We start from the raw sequence: 19,652 nt of genomic DNA on the forward strand, positions 1-19,652 counted from the left end.
CGGCAGGACGGTGGCCGTCCTGCCGGTGATCAGGCGTAGTGGCTGACCGGCGTGCCTGCGATCGCGCTCATGTTCAGCAGGCCGCGGGCGGAGATCGACGGGGTCACGATATGGGCGCGATTGCCCATTCCCATCAGGATCGGACCCACCTCCAGGCCGCCGCCCTTCGACTTCAGGATGTTGCGCACGCCGGAGGCCGCGTCCGAGTTGGCGAAGACGAGGACATTTGCGGCGCCGGAAAGGCGGCCGCCCGGGAAAATCCGCTCGCGCAGGTCCGGATCGAGCGCCGCATCCACGTGCATTTCCCCCTCGTAGGCAAAATCGCGGGGCGCGCGGTCCAGGATATCGAGCGCCGCGCGCATCCGCCGACCCGAATCGCAGTCGAGGTTGCCGAATTGAGAATGCGAGCAGAGCGCCACGTTAGGCTCCAGACCGAAGCGGCGGACATGGCGCGCCGCCCCGATCACCGATTCCGCGATCTGCTCCGGTGTCGGCTCGGGATGGACCTGCGTGTCGGCGACGAAAAGCGGGCCATCCTGGAGGATCATCAGCGAGAGCGCCCCGGTGGGCCGCAGGCCGTGCCCGCCCAGGACCTGCGTGATGTATTGCAGGTGCCAGAGGTACTGGCCGACCGTGCCGCAGATCATGCTGTCCGCCTCGCCGCGATGCACCATGACGGCGGCGATGGCGGTGGTGTTGGTGCGCATGATCGCGCGGGCGATGTCGGGGGTGACGCCGCGGCGCGCGACGAGGCCGTGATAGGTCTCCCAGTAGGCGCGGTAGCGCGGATCGTCCTCGGGGTTCACGATATCGAAATCGACGCCGGGACGGATGGAGAGGCCGGCGCGGTCCGCGCGCATGGCCACGACCTCGGGCCGGCCGATGAGGATCGGCTTGTCCGTGGTCTCCTCGATGATCGCGTTCGCCGCGCGCAGGATGCGCTCGTCCTCGCCCTCGGCAAAGACGATCCGGCGCTCGGCGCGGGACGCGGCCTCGAAGACCGGGCGCATCAGGAGCGCGGAGCGGAAGACGGATCCGTCGAGCGTCCGCTTGTAGGCGTTGAGATCCGCGATCGGCTTGGAGGCGACACCGCTCTCCATCGCCGCGCGGGCGACGGCGGGCGCGACCACGCCCATCAGCCGCGGATCGAAGGGCTTCGGGATCAGGTAGGAGGGGCCGAAGGTCAGCTGCTCGCCCTTGTAGGCCGCGGCTGCCTCGGCGCTCGTGGTGCGGCGCGCAAGGGCGGCGATGCCCTCCACGCAAGCCACCTTCATCGCGTCGTTGATCTCAGTCGCCCCGACGTCGAGCGCCCCGCGGAAGATGTAGGGGAAGCACAGGACGTTATTGACCTGGTTGGGATAATCCGAGCGGCCCGTGGCGATCAGCGCGTCCGGCTTGGCCTCGCGGGCGAGATCGGGCTGGATCTCCGGCTCCGGGTTCGCCAGCGCGAAGATCACCGGACGGTCCGCCATGCGGCCGACCAATTCGGGGCCGAGGACACGGGGCCCGGAGAGGCCGAGGAAGAGGTCCGCCCCGTCGATCACGTCATCCAGCGTCCGCGGCCCGCCCGGTTGGGCGAAAGCGGCCTTCTGCGGGTTCATGTTCGCCTCGCGGCCCTCGTGGACGAGGCCGTCGAGATCGCAGAGCCAGACATTCTCGCGCTTCACGCCGAGGCTGAGGAGCATGTTGAGGCAGGCGATCCCCGCTGCGCCGCCGCCGGTGGAAACGACCTTGATCTCGCCGAAGCTCTTCTTCGCCACGCGCAGCGCGTTCAGCGCCGCCGCGCCGACGACGATGGCCGTGCCGTGCTGGTCGTCGTGGAAGACCGGGATGTTCATCCGCTCGCGGCAGATCTTCTCGACCACGAAACAGTCCGGGGCCTTGATGTCCTCGAGATTGATCGCGCCGAAGGTGGGCTCGAGCGCGCAGACGACCTCCGCCAGCTTCTCGGGGTCGGAGACGTCCACCTCGATGTCGAAACAGTCGATTCCGGCAAACTTCTTGAACAGCACCGCCTTGCCTTCCATCACCGGCTTGGAGGCAAGCGCACCGATATTGCCGAGACCGAGAACCGCGGTGCCGTTCGAGATCACGGCGACGAGGTTGCCGCGGGTCGTGTAGCGCGAGGCGGTGGACGGATCCTCGGCGATGCGCAAGGAGGCCTCGGCGACACCGGGCGAATAGGCGAGCGACAGGTCCCGGCCATTGGCCAGGGGCTTCGTGGCCTGGACCTCGAGCTTACCTGGACGCGGGAACTCATGATAGTTCAGAGCGAAGCTCTGTGTGCGGGGGGGCTCGTTGTCCGTTCCCATCCTGGGTCGCGCTCCTTGCGGGGTCATGCGCCTCCGATACTAGAAACCCCGCGCTCGGCAAACCGGAATGGGCATCGAGGGCGGAGCAGGGCGATCAGCCGGGAGGCGGTGCCGAATGAGGGGGCCGGAGTGGCTGGTTGAGGGCCGAGATGCTCGAGGGGGACGTGCGACACAAAAGCGCCAGCTCCGTGGGGCAGGAGCCGGCGCTTGGCCGCGTCATCTCGGACGCGCATCGTGGGTTGCGATAAAGTCAGTCGCCGCGGCCGGTCTTTCCCTGAAGCGCGTCGATCCGCTTGCTGGCGTCGGCCTTGGACAGGTCCGGGTCGAACTCCTCCCCGGCCTCCTCGCTGAGGGTCTGGAGGTAGCTCGCCTGTGCGCCGGTCATCGGCTCTTCGCCCGTAACCCAGTCGTCCACCGGCTTCTCGGCGTTTCCGGGCGCGTCTTCCTTGGGGTGTTCGGTGGTCTTGTCCATGATGTCTGTCTCGCGTGAAGGGAACATTCGGAGCTGGAACCCCGCAGGTTCGCTCAATGTTCCGCCCCTCCCGCACTTGGAGATCACGAGCGCGAGAGGGCACTCAGCCCCCGGCGTCGAGCCCCGTCTCGCCCTCGAGCTCGGCCTTCCGGCGCAGCGCCTGCTCTTCGGTCAGGCTGGCATCGAAAGGTTCGCCCGCCTTGTCGCAGAGCGCCCGCAACGTGGCTGAGGTTTCGGCGGTCATGGGATCGTCCCGACCGGTCGCGGTGCTGTCCGGCGCGGCGGCGGGGTTGGGCATCATGAAACTGTCCGGGGTCTTCGGCATGGGACGCAGTCCTCTGACGTGGCGGTCGAGGTGACAACCGCGCCCGGAGGGCGCATGTTCCCCGAAAGAAGAATGCAGAGCACGCCCGGGAGGGACCATGGCCGAGACGGAATTGATGATGGCGGCGCGGACGGTGCGCGAGAAGGCCTACGCGCCCTATTCGGGGTTCAAGGTGGGCGCGGCGATCCTGACCGTGCACGGCAACACCCATGTCGGCTGCAACGTCGAGAACGTCGCCTATCCCGAGGGCACCTGCGCCGAGGCCGGCGCCATCGCCGCCATGATCGCGGCGGGGGAGACCCAGATCGCCGAGGTCGCCGTGATCGCCGACAGCCCCGATCCCGTGCCGCCCTGCGGCGGCTGCCGTCAGAAGCTGGCGGAGTTCGCCGCGGAGGATGCGCGCGTGACGCTTGGAACCACGGACGGGACGATCCGGGAGAACAGCGTGGCCGAGCTGTTGCCCGGCGCGTTCGGTCCGGGGCACATGGAGTAGAGCTCGTGGACGCGCCCTCGATCCTTGCCGGCCTCCGGGCCGGGCGCGTGCCGGAGGCGGCGGCGCTCGAATGGATGGCGGCCGGCCTCGCCGATGGCAGCGTATCGGACGCGCAAGCGGGCGCCTTCGCCATGGGCCTCTGCCACGTCCCGCTCGACGCCGCGTCCCGGGCCGCGCTCACGCTCGCCATGCGCGACAGCGGCGAGGTGCTGCGCTGGGATCTTCCGGGCCCGGTCCTCGACAAGCATTCGACGGGCGGCGTGGGGGATTGCGTCTCCCTCGTTCTCGCGCCCGCGCTCGCGGCCTGCGGCGCGTTCGTCCCGATGATCTCGGGGCGCGGGCTCGGGCATACGGGCGGGACACTGGACAAGCTGGAAGCGATCCCCGGTTTCGACGTGGAAGCGGACGCGCGGAGGCTGGACGCGATCGTTCGGGAGGCGGGCTGCGCCATCGTCTCCGCCAGCGCCGGGATCGCTCCGGCGGACCGGCGACTCTACGGGGTCCGGGACGTGACCGGGACGGTCGACAGTCTCGATCTCATCACCGCCTCCATCCTGTCGAAGAAGCTCGCCGCGGGCCTCGAGGGTCTGGTGCTCGATGTGAAGACCGGCTCGGGCGCGTTCATGAAGGACAGCGCGGCGGCCGAGGCGCTGGGCGACGCCCTCGTCTCCACCGCCAACGCCGCCGGCTGCCCGACGACGGCTCTGGTGACGGACATGTCCGAGCCCCTCGCCCCCGCGGCCGGAAACGCGGTCGAGGTGGCCGAGGCGATGGCCGTCCTGTCGGGGAAGGGCGATCGGCGCCTGAAGGAGCTGACGGTCGCGCTCGGCGCCGCGCTTCTCGCATCGAGCGGTCTCGCGGCATCTTTGGAGGACGGCGCGGCCTCACTCCGATCCGCGATCGACGGCGGGCAGGCAATGGAGCGCCTGTCCCGGATGGTCAGGGCGCAGGGCGGGCCGGGGGATTTCGCGGAGCGCTGGGCCGAGACCCTGCCGCAGGCCTCTGTCATGCTGGACGTGAGCGCCGAGGAGGCCGGCGTGGTCACGGCGATCGACGGGACAGCGCTCGGCCGCGCGGTCATCGGGCTCGGCGGCGGCCGGCTGAGGGACGGGGACAAGATCGCCCCCTCCGTCGGCGTCACGGCCCTTGCCCGGATCGGTGATGCGGCGGGGCCGGGGCATCTTCTGGGGCGTATCCATGCGCGGAGCCCGGAGCAGGCGGAACGCGCCGCCGGGGAACTGCGCGCGCTCGTCACCATTGGCGAAGGGGCGACACCGGGGCCCCTCATCCTGACCCGGATCGGAGGACGGACATGACGCGGGCCTTTCTTGTGGTGATGGACAGTGTGGGCTGCGGCGGTGCGCCCGACGCCGAGGACTTCGGCGATCCCGGAGCCAACACGCTGGCGCATATCGCCGAATGCTGCACCGCGGGCCTCGCCAACGGCCAACGCTCCGGCCCCTTGCGGATGCCGAACCTCGATCGCCTCGGACTCGGGCGCGCGATCCAGCTCGCCTCCGGTGCGACCGCGCCCGGCCTCGGCGCCCAGCCCGAAGGCGTCTGGGGCGCGGCGACCGAGGTCTCGCGCGGCAAGGACACCCCGTCCGGACATTGGGAACTCGCTGGCGTTCCCGTGCCGTGGGACTGGCACTACTTTCCAAAAGGAGAGTCGGCCTTTCCGGAGGAGCTGTCCCGCTTCGTGGCGGACCAGGCCGGAACGGACGGCATACTCGGCGATTGTCATGCCTCCGGCACCAACATCATCGAGGAGCTGGGCGAGGCGCATATGCAGAGCGGCCGGCCGATCTGCTACACCTCGGTGGACAGCGTCTTCCAGATCGCGGCGCACGAGGAGACCTTCGGCTATGACCGCCTGATCGCGCTGTGCGAGGCGGTGGCGCCGAGGCTGCACGAGATGCGGGTCGGCCGAGTCATCGCGCGGCCGTTCGTCGGCTCCGCCGATACCGGGTTCACCCGCACGGCGGGGCGGCGCGATTTCGCCATGTTGCCGCCCTCCGACACGCTCTGCGATGTCGCCTCGAAGGCCGGCCGCCGTGTCCATGCGGTCGGCAAGATCGGCGACATCTTCTCCATGCGCGGGATCGACGACGTCGCCAAGGGCAGCGATGCCGAGCTGATGACGCATCTCGGACGGCTGGTGGACGAGGCGGAGAACGGCAGCCTGACCTTCGCCAATTTCGTCGAGTTCGACAGCCTCTACGGTCATCGGCGGGATACCGAGGGCTATGCGCGGGCGCTCGAATGGTTCGACCGGGAGATCGGCGCTGTCCTGTCACGGCTGAGGGAGGGTGACCTGATGATCCTGACCGCCGACCATGGCAACGATCCGACCTATCTCGGCACCGACCATACCCGCGAGCGCGTCCCCGTCCTCTGCGCCGGGATCGGAGCGGGGGAGGCGGGTCTCGTTGCATTCGCCGATGTCGCCGCGAGCGTGGCGGCGCATCTGGGGATCGACCCGGTGGGGCCGGGGAAGAGCTTCCTGCCCGCGCGGGCATGAGTTGAAGCCAGGAGGAAAGGGGGGCGCTGCCGTCGCCCGCCCTTCCCCCCGGAATCGTTAGAGCGAGACCAAGGAGGCGTCCGAAATGCGCGACATCCCGAAAATAGAACTGCACCTGCATCTCGAAGGGGCGGCGCCAGCGGCCTTCATTCGAGGGATCGCGAAGGAGAAATCGGTCGACCTGTCCGAAATCTTCGCCGAGGACGGCTCCTACGCCTATGACGGGTTCCTCGAGTTCCTGAAGGTCTACGAGGCGGCGACCTCGGTTCTGACCACGCCGGAGGATTACCGGCGGCTGACGCGGGAGGTCCTGTCGCAGACCGCGGCGCAGGGCGTGATCCATACCGAGTTCTTCGTCTCTCCCGACTTCTGCGGCGGCGGCGACGTGGGCGCCTGGCGGGACTATCTCGGGGCGATGGAAGAGGCGGCCGAGGCGGCGCGGGTGGAGGACGGGATAACTTCCCGCGGGATCGTGACCTGCATTCGCCATTTCGGGCCGGAAAAGGCCAGGGCGGTCGCGCGCTGCGCTGCCGAGACGGCCGGGGGCTGGATCACCGGGTTCGGCATCGGCGGCGACGAGGGGATGGGCCGTTTGCAGGACTTCGCGTGGTCCTTCGATTGCGCGCGGGAGGCGGGGCTCGGCCTCACGGCCCATGCCGGCGAATGGGGCGGGCCGGACAGCGTGCGCGACGCGCTCTCCCTCGGCGTCTCCCGCGTGGGCCATGGGGTGCGCGCCGTCGAAGATCCCGCGCTGATGGAAAGGCTGGCGGAGGACGGCATCGTTCTCGAGGTCTGCCCCGGCTCCAACGTGGCGCTCGGCGTCTATCCCTCCTGGGCCAGTCATCCGATCGAGACCCTGCGCGCGAAGGGGGTGCCGGTCTGCGTCTCGACCGACGATCCGCCCTTCTTCCACACCACGATGGAGCACGAGTACCAGCGCCTCGCGGACGTGTTCGGCTGGGACGAAGGGGACTTCGCGGAGCTTGCCCGGGTTGCGGCACGGGCGGCGTTCTGCGACGAGACATTCCGCAAAGAGCTGATGACGCGCCTGGAGGGCCGCACGTGACCGATACTTCCGCGACCGACCACCTGACCGTCGTCCGCCATCCGCTGGTGCAGCACAAGCTGACGCTGATGCGGGAGAAGGAGACCTCCACCGCGGTCTTCCGGCAGCTCCTGCGGGAGATTTCGCAGCTTCTGGCCTACGAGATCACGCGGGAGATGGAGCTGACCACGCGGCGCATCGAGACGCCGGTCCAGCCGATGGACGCGCCGGTCCTGGCGGGAAAGAAACTGGCGCTGATCTCCATCCTGCGGGCCGGGAACGGCCTTCTGGACGGCGTTCTGGAGCTTATCCCCTCGGCCCGCGTGGGCTTCGTCGGCCTCTACCGCGACGAGGAGACGCTCGAGCCGGTGCAGTACTATTTCAAGGTCCCGACCGAGCTCGAGGACCGGCTGGTGATCGCCGTCGATCCGATGCTCGCCACGGGCAATTCCAGCGTCGCGGCCATCGACCTTCTGAAGCAGGCCGGAGCAAAGAACATCCGCTTCCTGTGCCTTCTCGCAGCGCCCGAAGGCGTCGCACGCATGAAGGAGGCGCATCCCGACGTGCCGATCGTGACGGCCTCCCTCGACGACAGCCTCAACGAAAAGGGCTACATCGTGCCGGGGCTAGGGGATGCGGGTGACCGGATGTTCGGCACAAAATAAGCGCAATTGCCGCTTTACTCGTTACCGAATCAGAGGCAGAATCACGGGTAGCAATCCGTGGGGGATGTATATGAGACGTTGCCGGGGCATCCCGGTGCTCGCTCTGGCGGCCGGTCTGAGTTTGAGTGCCTTTTCGGGACAGGCGGTGGCGCAATCCTCCGCGCCTGCCGAGTTTCCGCCCGCCAGCTATTCGGGAACGCAATACGTCGACAGTCAGGGCTGCGTCTTCGTGCGGGCGGGCTTCGGCGGACAGGTGACGTGGGTGCCGCGGCTGACGCGGGATCGCGAGTCCGTCTGCGGTGCGACGCCGAGCCTCGGGGCGCGGCGCAGCCCGGCCGTCGCGGCCGCTCCCGAGCCAAGGCAAGCGGCCCCGACCGCCCGGCAGGCAAGCGTCGGCACGCAGGCGAGAGCCGGGGCGGAGCGGGCGCGGCGGGCTGCGCAGGCGCAGGCCAAGGCCAATGCCCGCGCGGCGGAGCAGGCGGCGCGGGACCGGGCCGCCGCTCAGGCACAAGCTCAGAAGCAGGCCAGGGCGGCCGCGCAGGCGAGGGCCGAGGCCGAGACACGCGCGCGGCCTGCCGCGACGGCCAGGACGGTTGCCGTCCGCACCGGCGTTCCGGCCTGCCCCGAGCGCACCGGCGTCAGCCGCCAGTACACCCATCCCCAGCCCGGCGTCCGCTGCGGGCCGCAGGCTCAGGATCCGGTGACCGGAGAGGTCCGGACCAACCGCACGGCGCGCACCGCAGCCGCCGCTGCCGTGGCGCCCGCGGATACCCGTCGCCGGGTGGTCGTGCCGGCACCGGCCGAGGTCAGGACGCCGCCGGGCTACCGCGAGGCATGGACGGACGGACGCCTGAACCCCAACCGCGGGCCGCGCACGGCTGTCGGCGAGGCCCAGATGGGGCAGGTCTGGACGGATGACGTTCCGCGGCAGGGAAAACGCCGCGTCGTCGTTCGCCGGGAGGCGCCCCGGGCAGAGGTGAGGGCCTCGACGAAGGCTCCGTCCCAGTCCGCGCGCGCCTACGTTCAGGTCGGCGCTTTCGGTCAGCCATCGAACGCTAGCGGCGCGGCGGCGCGGCTCAGGCAGAGCGGGTTGCCGGTTGCCACGAGCCGGACCTCGTCGGGCCTTCAGGTCGTGCTCGCAGGGCCGTTCTCATCATCTGCCGACGCCAGCCGCGCCCTCGGGATCGCGCGCGGTGCCGGTTTCTCCGACGCGTTCCTGCGGCGGTAAAGGAATAACAAGAAGAAGAGGGACGTGAGGCAGGTCTCATCGGGCGACGCGCCCCGCTCCGCACATGCCGGGGCGGGGCGCTGCCACCTTTCGGGAGGGGGATCATGATCGACGCCTATTGCGAGCGGCTGGAGCCGGGCCTCTGGGCCGAGCCGGTGAACGCGATCACCAACGCCGCCTTCATTCTCGCAGCCCTCGTGATGTGGCGCCGCTCGGCGGGGCGGGGGACGCCGCTGGCGCTCATGCTGTCACTCGTCCTTCTGGCCATCGGGATCGGCTCGGCGCTCTTCCACACTTTCGCGACGCCGTGGGCGAGCGTGGCCGATACCACCCCCATCCTCGTCTTCATCCTGCTCTACGTCTTCGCGGCGAACCTGCATTTCTGGCGGATGCCGGTCTGGGCAGCCTCGATCTGCACCGCGGCGTTCGTGCCTTACGCCGCGCTCTTTTCCTCGGTGTTCTACCATCTCCCGTTCTTCTCCATCTCGGCGCCGTACTGGCCTGTTCCGCTCCTCATCGCCGGCTACGCGATCCTCCTGCGCAGCCGGGACCGGGAATTGGCGCGCGGGCTCGGGATCGGGGCTGCCCTCCTGACGCTCTCTCTCGTCGCGCGGTCGCTCGATGCGTCCCTCTGCGCCTCCATCCCGATCGGGACCCACTGGCTCTGGCATCTGCTCAATGCGGCAATGCTCGGCTGGATGATCGAGGTCTACCTGCGCGCCCGGGCGCGGCAGAGATCGGCGCTTTCCCCCGAAGCCCGCGCGCGCTAGACCGAGACCGGCCTGCCAGAGGGAGGATCCCCGATGCCCGACGATCTCATCAACAGCTTCCTCAACGTGCCCGACGAGAAGGGCCGCTTCGGCGATTTCGGCGGACGGTTCGTGTCCGAAACGCTGATGCCGCTGATCCTCTCGCTCGAGGCGGAGTATGACAGGGCGAAGACGGACGAGAGCTTCTGGGCCGAGATGGACCACCTGTGGAAGCACTATGTCGGCCGTCCCTCGCCGCTCTACCGCGCCGATCGCCTGACCGAGCATCTGGGCGGTGCCAGGATCTACCTCAAGCGCGACGAGCTGAACCACACGGGCGCCCACAAGATCAACAACGTGCTCGGCCAGATCCTCCTGGCGCGGCGCATGGGCAAGGAGCGCATCATCGCCGAGACCGGCGCGGGGCAGCACGGCGTCGCCACCGCGACGGTCTGCGCGAAGTTCGGCCTGAAATGCGTCGTCTACATGGGCGCGCACGACGTGGAGCGGCAGAAGCCCAACGTGTTCCGGATGCGTCTCCTGGGCGCCGAGGTCGTGCCGGTGACGTCCGGCCGCGGCACGCTCAAGGACGCCATGAACGATGCCCTGCGCGACTGGGTGACGAACGTGCGCGACACGTTCTACTGCATCGGCACGGTCGCCGGCCCGCACCCCTATCCGGCCATGGTCCGGGACTTCCAGTCCGTCATCGGCAAGGAAGTGCGCTGGCAGCTCGCCGAGCAGGAGGGCGAGGGGCGCCTGCCGGATACCGTCATCGCCGCGATCGGCGGCGGATCCAATGCCATGGGGCTCTTCCACCCGTTCCTCGATGACCGCTCGGTCCGGATCATCGGTGTCGAGGCGGGCGGCAAGGGCGTCGACGACAAGATGGAGCACTGTGCCTCGCTGACCGGCGGCCGGCCCGGCGTTCTCCATGGCAACAGGACCTACCTGCTCCAGGACGATGACGGGCAGATCCTCGAGGGGTTCTCCATCTCCGCCGGCCTCGACTATCCCGGCATCGGGCCGGAGCACGCCTGGCTGCACGACACCAAGCGGGCGGAATATGTCTCGATTACGGACCGGGAGGCGCTGGAGGCGTTCAAGCTGTCCTGCGCGCTCGAAGGCATCATCCCTGCGCTGGAACCGTCCCACGCGCTGGCCCATGTGATGAAGATCGCGCCGGATCTGCCGTCCGACCATATCATCGTGATGAACATGTGCGGCCGGGGCGACAAGGACATCTTCGCCGTGGCCGAGCATCTGGGCGTCGATCTGTAGCGGCAATCCGCGCATTCACGACGTGCATCTTGTTTCTCGGACCTTTTCGCGAGGTCCGAGGTTTCCCCTTTCGACATGCGTTGAAAGGGACCCCATGATCATTCGGATTGCACTTGCTGCCGCGCTCGCGGGCCTTCTGGCCGCGTGTTCGACCAATGCCACCGGCGAGGCCGGCGATGGCGATCTCACGATCACCGAGCGGAATGTCACGGATCCGGGCAGCGAGGACAACGATCTCTGATCGTTCGTCCCATTCCGACGCAGGTCTGACACCCACGAGGATCCGTTTCATGTACAAGGCCGCCGCACTGACCGCTGCCGCTCTCATTTCCGGTTCGGCGACGTTCGCGCAGACGATGCCCGCCGAGCTCGAAAGCCGACTCGAGGCTGAGGGCTACACCGAGGTCGAGATGCACGAGGGCGAGAACGGTCAGATCACCGTTGATGCCATGCGCAACGGCGAGGTCGTGCGGCTGTTCTTCGATGCCGGTGCGGGCGCGGGCGACGAGGCACCGGAGCAGAGCGGGACCGATGCAGCCTTCGGGAAGAACGGACCCGGCGATGAGCCCGAGGACGAGTCCGGCGATCAGGAAGACTGACAGGCGAGGCGCCGGAGCGATCCCGTCAGGGCTCAGGCGTCAGACGTAAGGGGCGTCCGCTGCTGGCTCATGGCTGGGAGGGCAGGAGCTGCGAGCGCGTCTACTTTGCCTGCTTTTCCATCACCGCAAAGGGAACGATCTCCAGCGCACGGCGGTGGGTGGCGGAGAGGTCGACCTTGGGTCCCAGGCCCTCCTCGCAGGCCTGGAAGAACCGCGCTGCACAGAGGCACCAGCGGTCTCCGGCCTTCAACCCGGCAAAGCCGAACTCGGGGCGGGGCGTGCTGAGGTCGTTCCCGACATACTTCGAGAACGCGAGAAACTCGTCCGTCATGACCGCGCAGACGGTGTGACTGCCGCTATCCTCGGCGCAGGTGTTGCAGGAGCCATCGCGGAAGAAACCTGTCACGGGATCCATGCCGCAGGGTCGAAGCTCGGTGCCGAGCACGTTGATCGGTGCGTCGCGTTCCATGGGAGTGCAGCTAGCGGGAGGACCGCGGCCGTCCAGTCGCCGGGCGGTGACACCGGTCTACTGGAAGCGCCTGTCGTGAATGGCGCATCGGGCGCGGGCGACGACGCCTACCGGAAGCGGTCCACGAGTTTCTGCATGGGGGAACGGTCGTCCGGTGCCGGCTCCTCCGCCTTCGGCTCCGGGGTCCCACCGGCCGGCGAGGTCTCTGACCGTTTCTCCGGGCCGGGCCTTTGCGGGCGGGTCCGCAGCGCGACCTTGTTCTGGAAGGCGCCGCTATCGCCGCGGGCGAGGTCCGCCGCACCGTCCGAAATGCCGCGCAGGACGTCGTCCAGCCACTCCGCCTCGGCCTTCGCGAAATCCTTCAGGACGTATCCCGAGACCGCGTCCTTGTGCCCCGGATGCCCAATTCCGAGGCGGACGCGGTGGTACTCGGGGCCGATCGCCTGGTGAATGGAGCGCAGGCCGTTATGCCCCGCATGGCCGCCGCCCGTCTTGCAGCGAACCTTGCCGGGGGCGAGGTCCAGCTCGTCATGGATCACGGTCACGTCGGACGGGGCCAGCTTGTAGAAGCGCATCGCTTCGTTCACCGACTGACCGGAGCGGTTCATGAAGGTCTCGGGCTTCAGGAGCAGCACCTTGCCTCCGCCAAGGAGACCCTCGGCGACGGAGCCCTGGAACTTGCCCCGCCACGGCGCGAAGGCGTGATCCTCGGCGATCCGGTCGACGGCCATGAAGCCGATGTTGTGCCGGTTCTTCTCGTACTTTGCGCCCGGATTGCCGAGCCCGACGATCAGCAGCATGGGTTCGCTCCCCTGTCCGCCATCTGGTTGACGACGCCCCCCTTCTGCCCCGAACTGCGCTCAGACGAAAGGGGACCGCGATGTATCTTACCATGAACCGTTTCAAGGTCGCTCTCGGCAAGGAGGCCGAGTTCGAGGATGTCTGGACGAAGCGCGACAGCCACCTGAAGGAGGTGCCGGGCTTCAGATCGTTCCACCTTCTGAAGGGGCCGGAGAAGGGCGATCATCGTCTCTACGCCAGCCATACGGCGTGGGAGAGCGAAGAGCATTTCATCGCCTGGACCAAGTCCGAGGCGTTCCGTGCGGCTCATGCCGGGGCGGGCGGCTCGAAGGAAATGTATCTCGGCCCACCGGAGCTGGAGATCTTCGAGACCGTCCAGGAATTGAGCTGAGGGCGGGACCGGCCGGGGCCGCGCCGGCCGGACGAAAAAAAGGGGCGCGCCGCTCGGTGCGGCGCGCCCCCTCGATGCGCATCAACAGTGGACCGGATCGCTCAGGATTCGGCCTCTGCGTCGTCGGTCTGCTCCATCGCCGGAACCTCGTCCGCGGCAGCTTCGTCCTCTTCGTCCTCGTCCTTCTGGGAGGCGAGGCCGGACGGCGCCTGGATGTTGGCGATGACGAAGTCGCGGTCGATCGTCGGCTTGGCGCCCTGCGGAAGGTTGATCGAGGAGATCGTCAGCGTGTCGCCGATCTTCATCTTCGACACGTCGGCGACGATCTTCTCGGGGATGTCCCCCGCGGTCACGACCAGCTCGACCTCGGGACGAACCGCGGTCAGCACGCCGCCGGCCTTCACGCCGGGGCAGTCCTCTTCACCCTCGAACTCGACGGGGATGTAGAGGTTGATCTTCGAGGTCCGACGCAGACGCATGAAGTCGACATGCGTGGGAAGGTCCTTGACGATGTCACGCTGCACGGCGCGGCAGATGACGCGAACGTCATCGTGACCTTCGACCTTGAGGTTGAACAGCGTTGCGCGGAACCGGCCCGCACGAAGACGCTTGATCAGCTCGTTGTAGGGCAGCTCGATGGAAACGGGATCGACACCGCCACCATAGACGACACCGGGCACCATGTTGTTGCGGCGCGATTGACGAGCGGCCCCCTTGCCTGTCCCCGTCCGGGCCTGCGCGACGAGATCCGGGATCTCTCCGGCCATAATGATTCTCCTACCAGGTCGGGCATCCTCCAAGGGTGTATGCCCGGGTTTCATGAAGGCCGGGCCTATAGCGGGAATCGTCCCCGTTGGGAAGGGGCAGGGGAAGATTGGTGCGCTTTGAAGACCCTGCGCGGCAGGAGAGGCGGGAATTTCAGGCCGGGCCCGCGATGATGAAGGCGCCGGCCAAGGGCAGGGGGCGGCGCCCCTTCGCCGGGGAGGCAGCGCCGAATGCGGGCCGGCGCGCCGAAGGGCCTTTCGCGGTGGCGCGGTCTAAGGGGCCGGCGCGGTCGCCTTGCCGATCGGGACCTCACCCTCGATGATCTCGCAGCCGAGCGCCCGGAGGTGATGATCGACGATCTCCCGCTCGCGGGTCTCGAGGAGTTGGGCGCGGGGGTAGATCGGGGCGTCCCGGTCGTCGCGGACGGGGATGTCCCAGCCTGCCGTGGTCTCGAAGAACCCGGCTGCGCCGTCCTCCCCGAAGACCCGCACGAAGCCCTGCACGACAGCGTCGAGGTAGGACAGCAGGATCGGATGGCGCAGGCCCGCGATCTCGTCATCTTCGGGCACGGCGTAGACCTGCGCCTGGATCTGCGTCTCTCCCGGAAGCTCGGTAACGCTGACCTTGTGGCGGCGATACGCGCCCTCTCGGATGTCGAGCGCGGTCCAGTCCGCCCCCGGCACATCGGCGGTCAGACCGTGGATCGCGCTGCCCTCCGCCTCCTCGACCGACAGGAAGACCGCCGGCCTCAGGGAGGTATGCCGCCAGACCCTCCGCCACCCGCCGAGGCGGGCCGGGCGGGCGTCCGGATAGGAATGGGTGGCTGCGTTCACGAGCGAGCCGTAACCGAAGAAACGAGGTGTCATGCCCGTCAGGTGCAGTCTTGGCGGCCCGAACGCAAGGGTTGCAGGTCAGTCCGCCTGACGTTACCCATGATCACACCCACTCGGGAGACGCCGGGCCGCGAGGCCCGGGGCCGAAGGCGCAACCGCCCCGGAAACGCTCAGGCAAAAGAACCGAACGGGACTATACACTCTGGAGAGTGGCGCCGATGATGCGCCCGCCGAAGGGATAGCGATCTCAGGCGCAAGGACAGAGGGGGCATGGCGGCGCGGGAGACGCGCCGCTTTGTGCCGCAAGGGGAAGACCACCGTGCCCGATACGCTCAAGACACCGCTCTACCCGCTCCACGAGCGGCTCGGGGCCAGCATGGCCGCATTCGCCGGCTGGGCCCTGCCCATGTCCTATCCCGCCGGGACCATCGCGGAGCACAAGGCGGCCCGCTCCGGCGCCGCGCTCTTCGATGTCTCCCACATGGGGCAGGTCGAGATCACCGGGGACGGCGCCGCCGAGGCGCTGGAGAGGCTGATGCCGCAGGACGTGGTCGGCCTGAAGGACGGCCGGCAGATCTACGGCTTCCTCACGACCGAAGACGGCGGCATCCTCGACGATCTCATGGTCTCCCGCGAGGGGGACGTTCTGCGCCTTGTGGTCAATGCCGCCTTCACCGAGGCCGATCTCGAGGTCCTGCGGCAGGGACTGCCCGAGGCGGAGGTCCGCCATGACACATCCCGCGCGCTGATCGCGGTGCAGGGGCCGGACGCGGAGGACGCGCTGGCCGGCCACGCCCCCGAGGTGCGGCAGATGCGCTTCATGGATGCCGTGCGTTCGGGGAGCCTATGGATCACCCGGTCCGGCTATACCGGGGAGGACGGGTTCGAAATCTCGATCCCCGCCGGGGAGGCCGAGGCCCTCGCCTCCGCCCTCGTCGAGGCGGGGGTTCAGCCGGCGGGTCTCGGCGCCCGCGATTCGCTTCGCCTCGAAGCCGGTCTCTGCCTCTCCGGCACCGATATCGGACCCGGGACGAGCCCGGCCGAGGCGGGGCTGAAATTCGCCATTCCCAAGGTCCGCAGGCGGGACGGCGCGCGCGCGGGAGGCTTCCCCGGCGCCACGCGCATCCTTGCCGAGCTGACCGGGGACGGGCCAGCGCGTCTTCGCATGGGCCTGCGCCCCGAAGGCCGCGCCCCGTTCCGCGCCGGTACGCCGATCTTTGCCGGCGAGACGGCGGAGACCCCCTTCGGCCACGTCACCTCGGGCGGTCACGGCCCCTCCGTCGAAGGGCCCGTCGCCATGGCGTACCTGCCCCGGAACCCGCCCCAGCCGGACAGCCTTGTCTGGGGCGAGGTGCGCGGGCGTCGCATCCCGGCCCGCATCGTTCCGATGCCCTTCCATCCCCACGCCTATCGCCGCTGATCAGGGAGCTTTCCGCATGAAATTCACCGAAAACCACGAATGGGTGTCCCTCGAGGGAGACATCGCCACAATCGGCATCACCGAGCACGCCGCCAAGCAGCTCGGGGACGTCGTCTTCGTCGAGCTGCCGGAGCCCGAGACGGTCGTGGCGAAGGGCGACGAAGTGGTCGTCATCGAAAGCGTCAAGGCCGCCTCGGACATCTCAGCGCCGCTCGACGGGGAGATCCTCGAGGTCAACGACAAGCTCGTGGACGGACCCGGCCTCGTGAACGAGGACCCGCTTGGCGCGGCTTGGTTCTTCAAGATGAAGCTCGAGGATCCCGATGCCTGGGCCGACCTCATGGACGAGGACGAGTACAAGGAGCTGACGGAGTAAACGCTCCCCGGCCGTTTCCCCGATCCCTCCCCAAGCTGCGGAACCTCACCGATGCCCTTCTCGCCCACCGGGTACGATCCCGACGACTTCGCCAACCGCCGCCATATCGGGCCGTCGCCCGCGGAAATGGAGGCGATGCTGCAGGCGATCGGCACGCCGTCCCTGGACGCGCTGGTGGACGAGACCGTGCCGCCCGATCTGCGCCAGTCCGAACCGCTGTCCTGGGAGGCCATGACCGAGGCTGCGCTTCTGTCGAAGCTGAGGGGCGTCGCCGCGAAGAACCGCGTGATGACCTCGCTGATCGGGCAGGGGTATCACGGGACCCACATGCCGCCCGTCATCCAGCGCTGCGTCCTCGAGAACCCGGCCTGGTACACCGCCTACACGCCCTACCAGCCCGAGATCGCTCAGGGCCGCCTGGAAGCCCTCCTGAACTTCCAAACAATGGTGGCGGACCTGACCGGGCTTCCCGTGGCCAATGCCTCCCTTCTCGATGAGGCGACGGCCGCGGCGGAGGCGATGGTGATGGCGCGGCGGGCGTCGAAATCGAAGGCGACCGCGTTCCTCGTGGCTGATGACGTGCACCCGCAGGTGGTGGACGTGATCGAAACCCGCGCCCGCCCGCTCGGGATCGAGATCCTGCGCGGGGAGCCGGAACCGGGCGCCGTCTTCGGCGCGCTTTACGCCTATCCCGGGACTTGGGGCGATCTGCGGGATCTGTCGGAGCCCATCGCGGCGCTGCACGAGGCGGGCGGGATCGCTTGCGTCTGCTGCGACCTTCTTGCGCTCACTCTGCTAAAGGAACCGGGCGCGATGGGCGCCGACATCGCCGTCGGATCGGCGCAGCGCTTCGGCGTGCCGATGGGCTATGGCGGGCCGCATGCGGCATTCATGTCCTGTTCGGACGCGCTCAAGCGGACCATGCCGGGACGGATCGTCGGCGTGTCGAAGGACGGACACGGCACGCCCGCCTACCGCCTGTCGCTGCAGACGCGGGAGCAGCATATCCGGCGGGAGAAGGCGACCTCGAATGTCTGCACCGCGCAGGCGCTTCTCGCCGTCATCGCCTCTTTCTACGCGGTGTTCCACGGGCCGAAGGGCCTGCGCGCCATCGCCGAGCGCGTTCATCTGAGGACGGCATCGCTTGCCCGGGTTCTGCGGAGCGCCGGTCACGAGGTCTTCCCCGCCACGCCCTTCGACACCATTCGCGTGAAAACGGCGGACCAGGCGGGCCTTCTCTCCCGCGCCCGCGGCGAGGGGCTGAACCTGCGCGCCGTGGGCGAGGACCATGTCGGCATCACCCTCGACGAGACCACGGGGGAGGAGACCGTCGAGGCCGTGGCCCGCGCCTTCGGCATGATGCGTCCCTTCGAGGCGACCGAGGCGGCCCTGCCCGAGGAGCTTCTCCGCACGTCCGACTATCTCACCCACCCGATCTTCCACATGAACCGGGCCGAGATGGAGATGATGCGCTACATGCGGCGCCTCTCGGATCGCGATCTCGCCCTCGACCGGACCATGATCCCGCTCGGCTCCTGCACGATGAAGCTGAATGCCGCGGTGGAGATGCTGCCGATCTCCTGGCCCGGCTTCGCCGCTCTCCATCCCTTTGCGCCGGCCGATCAGGCGGAGGGCTATGCCGAGCTCGCGGAGGATCTGTCCGCCAAGCTCTGCGAGATCACCGGCTACGACGCGATGTCCCTTCAGCCCAATTCCGGCGCGCAAGGCGAATATGCGGGCCTGATGACGATTGCCGCCTACCACGAGAGCCGGGGGGAGGAGCGCGACATCTGCCTGATCCCGACCTCGGCGCACGGGACCAACCCCGCCTCGGCTCAAATGGCCGGGATGAAGGTGGTCCCGGTCAAGGCCGCCGGGAACGGTGATATCGACATCGAGGATTTCCGCGCGCGGGCGGAGGAGGCCGGGGACCGGCTCGCCGCCTGCATGATCACCTACCCCTCGACCCACGGCGTCTTCGAGACGACGGTTCGCGAGGTCTGCGAGATCACGCACGAGCACGGCGGCCAGGTCTACCTCGACGGTGCCAACCTCAACGCAATGGTCGGCCTCGTCCGTCCCGGCCGGATCGGCGCCGATGTCAGCCACCTGAACCTGCACAAGACGTTCTGTATCCCGCATGGCGGCGGCGGTCCCGGCATGGGGCCGATCGGGGTGAAGGCGCATCTGGCGGAGTTCCTGCCGGGCCGCGGCTCCGGCGCCGTCTCGGCCGCGCCGCTCGGCTCGGCGTCCATCCTGCCGATCTCCTGGGCCTATTGCCTCCTGATGGGCGGGGAGGGGCTGCGCCGGGCGACCGAGGTCGCGATCCTCTCCGCCAACTATCTCGCCGCGCGGCTGGGGGAGGCCTATCCGGTGCTCTATCGCGGGCGGTCCGGACGGGTGGCGCACGAGTGCATCATCGACACGCGGCCCTTCAAGGAGGCCGGCATCACCGTGGACGACATCGCCAAGCGGCTGATCGACAGCGGCTTCCATGCGCCGACGATGAGCTGGCCGGTTGCCGGTACGCTGATGATCGAGCCGACCGAGAGCGAGACCAAGGCCGAGCTCGACCGCTTCGTCTCCGCCATGCTCTCCATCCGCGAGGAGATCGCGGCGGTGGAGCGGGGGGACATCGCGGCGGAGGACTCGCCGCTCCGCCATGCGCCGCATACGACGCGGGATCTCGTGGCCGAGTGGAACAGACCCTATTCGCGGGAGGAGGGCGCTTTCCCGCCCGGCGCCTTCAACGTGGACAAGTACTGGCCCCCCGTCGGCCGCGTGGACAACGCCTACGGCGACCGCAACCTCGTCTGCACCTGCCCCCCGATGGAGGCCTACGCCGACGCGGCGGAATGATGCGAAGGGGCGTTGACACCGGCGCCCCTTTTCTCCAAATACCCGCGT

Annotated in this window: 21 protein-coding genes and 2 riboswitches; of the genes, 14 read left to right on the forward strand and 7 right to left on the reverse strand. The window is 68.7% G+C overall.

Translation table 11 applies throughout. The annotated features are described in order from the left end of the window. Positions 1 to 29: 29 nt before the first annotated feature. The 3 genes from RM543_RS05370 to RM543_RS05380 form a co-directional block, all read right to left on the reverse strand. Positions 30 to 2,312, reverse strand: coding sequence for an NADP-dependent malic enzyme (locus tag RM543_RS05370; RefSeq protein ID WP_311689885.1), 2,283 nt, complete (start codon positions 2,310 to 2,312; stop codon positions 30 to 32). A gap of 250 nt (positions 2,313 to 2,562) precedes the next feature. Continuing rightward, entirely contained in the window at positions 2,563 to 2,784 is a 222-nt protein-coding gene (locus RM543_RS05375) for a DUF3072 domain-containing protein (RefSeq protein ID WP_311689886.1), read from the reverse strand. 103 nt (positions 2,785 to 2,887) lie between these two features. Continuing rightward, entirely contained in the window at positions 2,888 to 3,109 is a 222-nt protein-coding gene (locus RM543_RS05380) for a DUF3072 domain-containing protein (protein ID WP_311689887.1), read from the reverse strand. Positions 3,110 to 3,206: 97 nt separating this feature from the next. On the opposite strand from RM543_RS05380, the gene RM543_RS05385 reads away from it, so the two are divergent. The 10 genes from RM543_RS05385 to RM543_RS05430 all read left to right on the forward strand — a co-directional run bounded on the left by RM543_RS05385 (position 3,207) and on the right by RM543_RS05430 (position 11,690). Continuing rightward, positions 3,207 to 3,602, forward strand: coding sequence for a cytidine deaminase (locus RM543_RS05385; RefSeq protein ID WP_311689888.1), 396 nt, complete (start codon positions 3,207 to 3,209; stop codon positions 3,600 to 3,602). 5 nt (positions 3,603 to 3,607) lie between these two features. Then, positions 3,608 to 4,918: a thymidine phosphorylase gene (locus tag RM543_RS05390; RefSeq protein ID WP_311689889.1), complete on the forward strand. Its 1,311-nt coding sequence runs from the start codon at positions 3,608 to 3,610 to the stop codon at positions 4,916 to 4,918. After that, a complete protein-coding gene (locus RM543_RS05395) occupies positions 4,915 to 6,123 on the forward strand; it encodes a phosphopentomutase (protein ID WP_311689890.1) in 1,209 nt (402 codons plus the stop codon). Before RM543_RS05390 ends, RM543_RS05395 begins: the two co-directional genes overlap by 4 nt. An 85-nt stretch (positions 6,124 to 6,208) precedes the next feature. Continuing rightward, complete coding sequence (locus RM543_RS05400; RefSeq protein ID WP_311689891.1) at positions 6,209 to 7,189, forward strand: adenosine deaminase; 981 nt, start codon at positions 6,209 to 6,211, stop codon at positions 7,187 to 7,189. After that, positions 7,186 to 7,833 (forward strand): uracil phosphoribosyltransferase, encoded by a 648-nt coding sequence (gene upp / locus RM543_RS05405; RefSeq protein WP_116086682.1) that lies wholly within the window; start codon positions 7,186 to 7,188, stop codon positions 7,831 to 7,833. The genes RM543_RS05400 and upp overlap by 4 nt, the downstream gene beginning before the upstream one ends. 64 nt (positions 7,834 to 7,897) lie before the next feature. Next, on the forward strand, positions 7,898 to 9,061 hold the full coding sequence (locus tag RM543_RS05410) for an SPOR domain-containing protein (protein WP_311689892.1): 1,164 nt from the start codon (positions 7,898 to 7,900) through the stop codon (positions 9,059 to 9,061). Between the two features lie 104 nt (positions 9,062 to 9,165). Further along, positions 9,166 to 9,831, forward strand: a complete 666-nt coding sequence (locus RM543_RS05415) for a ceramidase domain-containing protein (protein WP_311689893.1) — start codon at positions 9,166 to 9,168, stop codon at positions 9,829 to 9,831. Positions 9,832 to 9,864: 33 nt separating this feature from the next. Further along, the gene (gene trpB, locus RM543_RS05420) at positions 9,865 to 11,091 is read left to right on the forward strand and encodes a tryptophan synthase subunit beta (RefSeq protein ID WP_311689894.1); all 1,227 of its coding nucleotides are present in this window, start codon (positions 9,865 to 9,867) and stop codon (positions 11,089 to 11,091) included. Between the two features lie 94 nt (positions 11,092 to 11,185). Then, a complete protein-coding gene (locus RM543_RS05425; protein ID WP_311689895.1) occupies positions 11,186 to 11,332 on the forward strand; it encodes a hypothetical protein in 147 nt (48 codons plus the stop codon). Positions 11,333 to 11,381: 49 nt separating this feature from the next. Then, entirely contained in the window at positions 11,382 to 11,690 is a 309-nt protein-coding gene (locus RM543_RS05430) for a hypothetical protein (protein WP_311689896.1), read from the forward strand. A gap of 100 nt (positions 11,691 to 11,790) precedes the next feature. On the opposite strand, the gene RM543_RS05435 is transcribed toward RM543_RS05430, so the two are convergent. Both RM543_RS05435 and pth read right to left on the reverse strand, forming a co-directional pair. Then, complete coding sequence (locus RM543_RS05435) at positions 11,791 to 12,159, reverse strand: DUF2237 family protein (protein WP_311689897.1); 369 nt, start codon at positions 12,157 to 12,159, stop codon at positions 11,791 to 11,793. 107 nt (positions 12,160 to 12,266) lie between these two features. Next, complete coding sequence (pth, locus tag RM543_RS05440; protein ID WP_311689898.1) at positions 12,267 to 12,959, reverse strand: aminoacyl-tRNA hydrolase; 693 nt, start codon at positions 12,957 to 12,959, stop codon at positions 12,267 to 12,269. A gap of 80 nt (positions 12,960 to 13,039) precedes the next feature. Here pth and hmuQ point away from each other — a divergent pair, with 80 nt between their 5' ends. Continuing rightward, on the forward strand, positions 13,040 to 13,351 hold the full coding sequence (gene hmuQ / locus RM543_RS05445; protein ID WP_311689899.1) for a heme-degrading protein HmuQ: 312 nt from the start codon (positions 13,040 to 13,042) through the stop codon (positions 13,349 to 13,351). A gap of 101 nt (positions 13,352 to 13,452) precedes the next feature. Here the strand turns inward: hmuQ and RM543_RS05450 are convergent, their stop codons facing one another. Both RM543_RS05450 and RM543_RS05455 read right to left on the reverse strand, forming a co-directional pair. Beyond that, entirely contained in the window at positions 13,453 to 14,118 is a 666-nt protein-coding gene (locus RM543_RS05450) for a 50S ribosomal protein L25/general stress protein Ctc (protein ID WP_311689900.1), read from the reverse strand. Between the two features lie 270 nt (positions 14,119 to 14,388). After that, positions 14,389 to 14,982, reverse strand: coding sequence for a gamma-glutamylcyclotransferase family protein (locus RM543_RS05455; protein WP_311689901.1), 594 nt, complete (start codon positions 14,980 to 14,982; stop codon positions 14,389 to 14,391). A 71-nt stretch (positions 14,983 to 15,053) separates the two neighbouring features. Further along, positions 15,054 to 15,145: riboswitch (glycine riboswitch) on the forward strand. Beyond that, positions 15,146 to 15,222, forward strand: a riboswitch (glycine riboswitch). A gap of 46 nt (positions 15,223 to 15,268) precedes the next feature. Between RM543_RS05455 and gcvT the strand changes: the two genes are divergently transcribed. Genes gcvT through gcvP form a run of 3 tightly spaced genes read left to right on the forward strand, consistent with a single transcriptional unit; the run spans position 15,269 to position 19,604 of the window. Then, complete coding sequence (gcvT, locus tag RM543_RS05460; RefSeq protein ID WP_311689902.1) at positions 15,269 to 16,369, forward strand: glycine cleavage system aminomethyltransferase GcvT; 1,101 nt, start codon at positions 15,269 to 15,271, stop codon at positions 16,367 to 16,369. Between the two features lie 16 nt (positions 16,370 to 16,385). Further along, positions 16,386 to 16,745 carry a glycine cleavage system protein GcvH gene (gene gcvH / locus RM543_RS05465; protein ID WP_311689903.1) on the forward strand — a complete coding sequence of 120 codons (360 nt, stop codon included), beginning with the start codon at positions 16,386 to 16,388 and terminating at the stop codon, positions 16,743 to 16,745. Between the two features lie 51 nt (positions 16,746 to 16,796). Continuing rightward, positions 16,797 to 19,604, forward strand: coding sequence for an aminomethyl-transferring glycine dehydrogenase (gene gcvP / locus RM543_RS05470; RefSeq protein ID WP_311689904.1), 2,808 nt, complete (start codon positions 16,797 to 16,799; stop codon positions 19,602 to 19,604). Positions 19,605 to 19,652: the final 48 nt, after the last annotated feature.

The organism is Tropicimonas omnivorans (assembly GCF_031846565.1).
GTDB classification, from domain to species: Bacteria; Pseudomonadota; Alphaproteobacteria; order Rhodobacterales; family Rhodobacteraceae; genus Tropicimonas_B; species Tropicimonas_B omnivorans.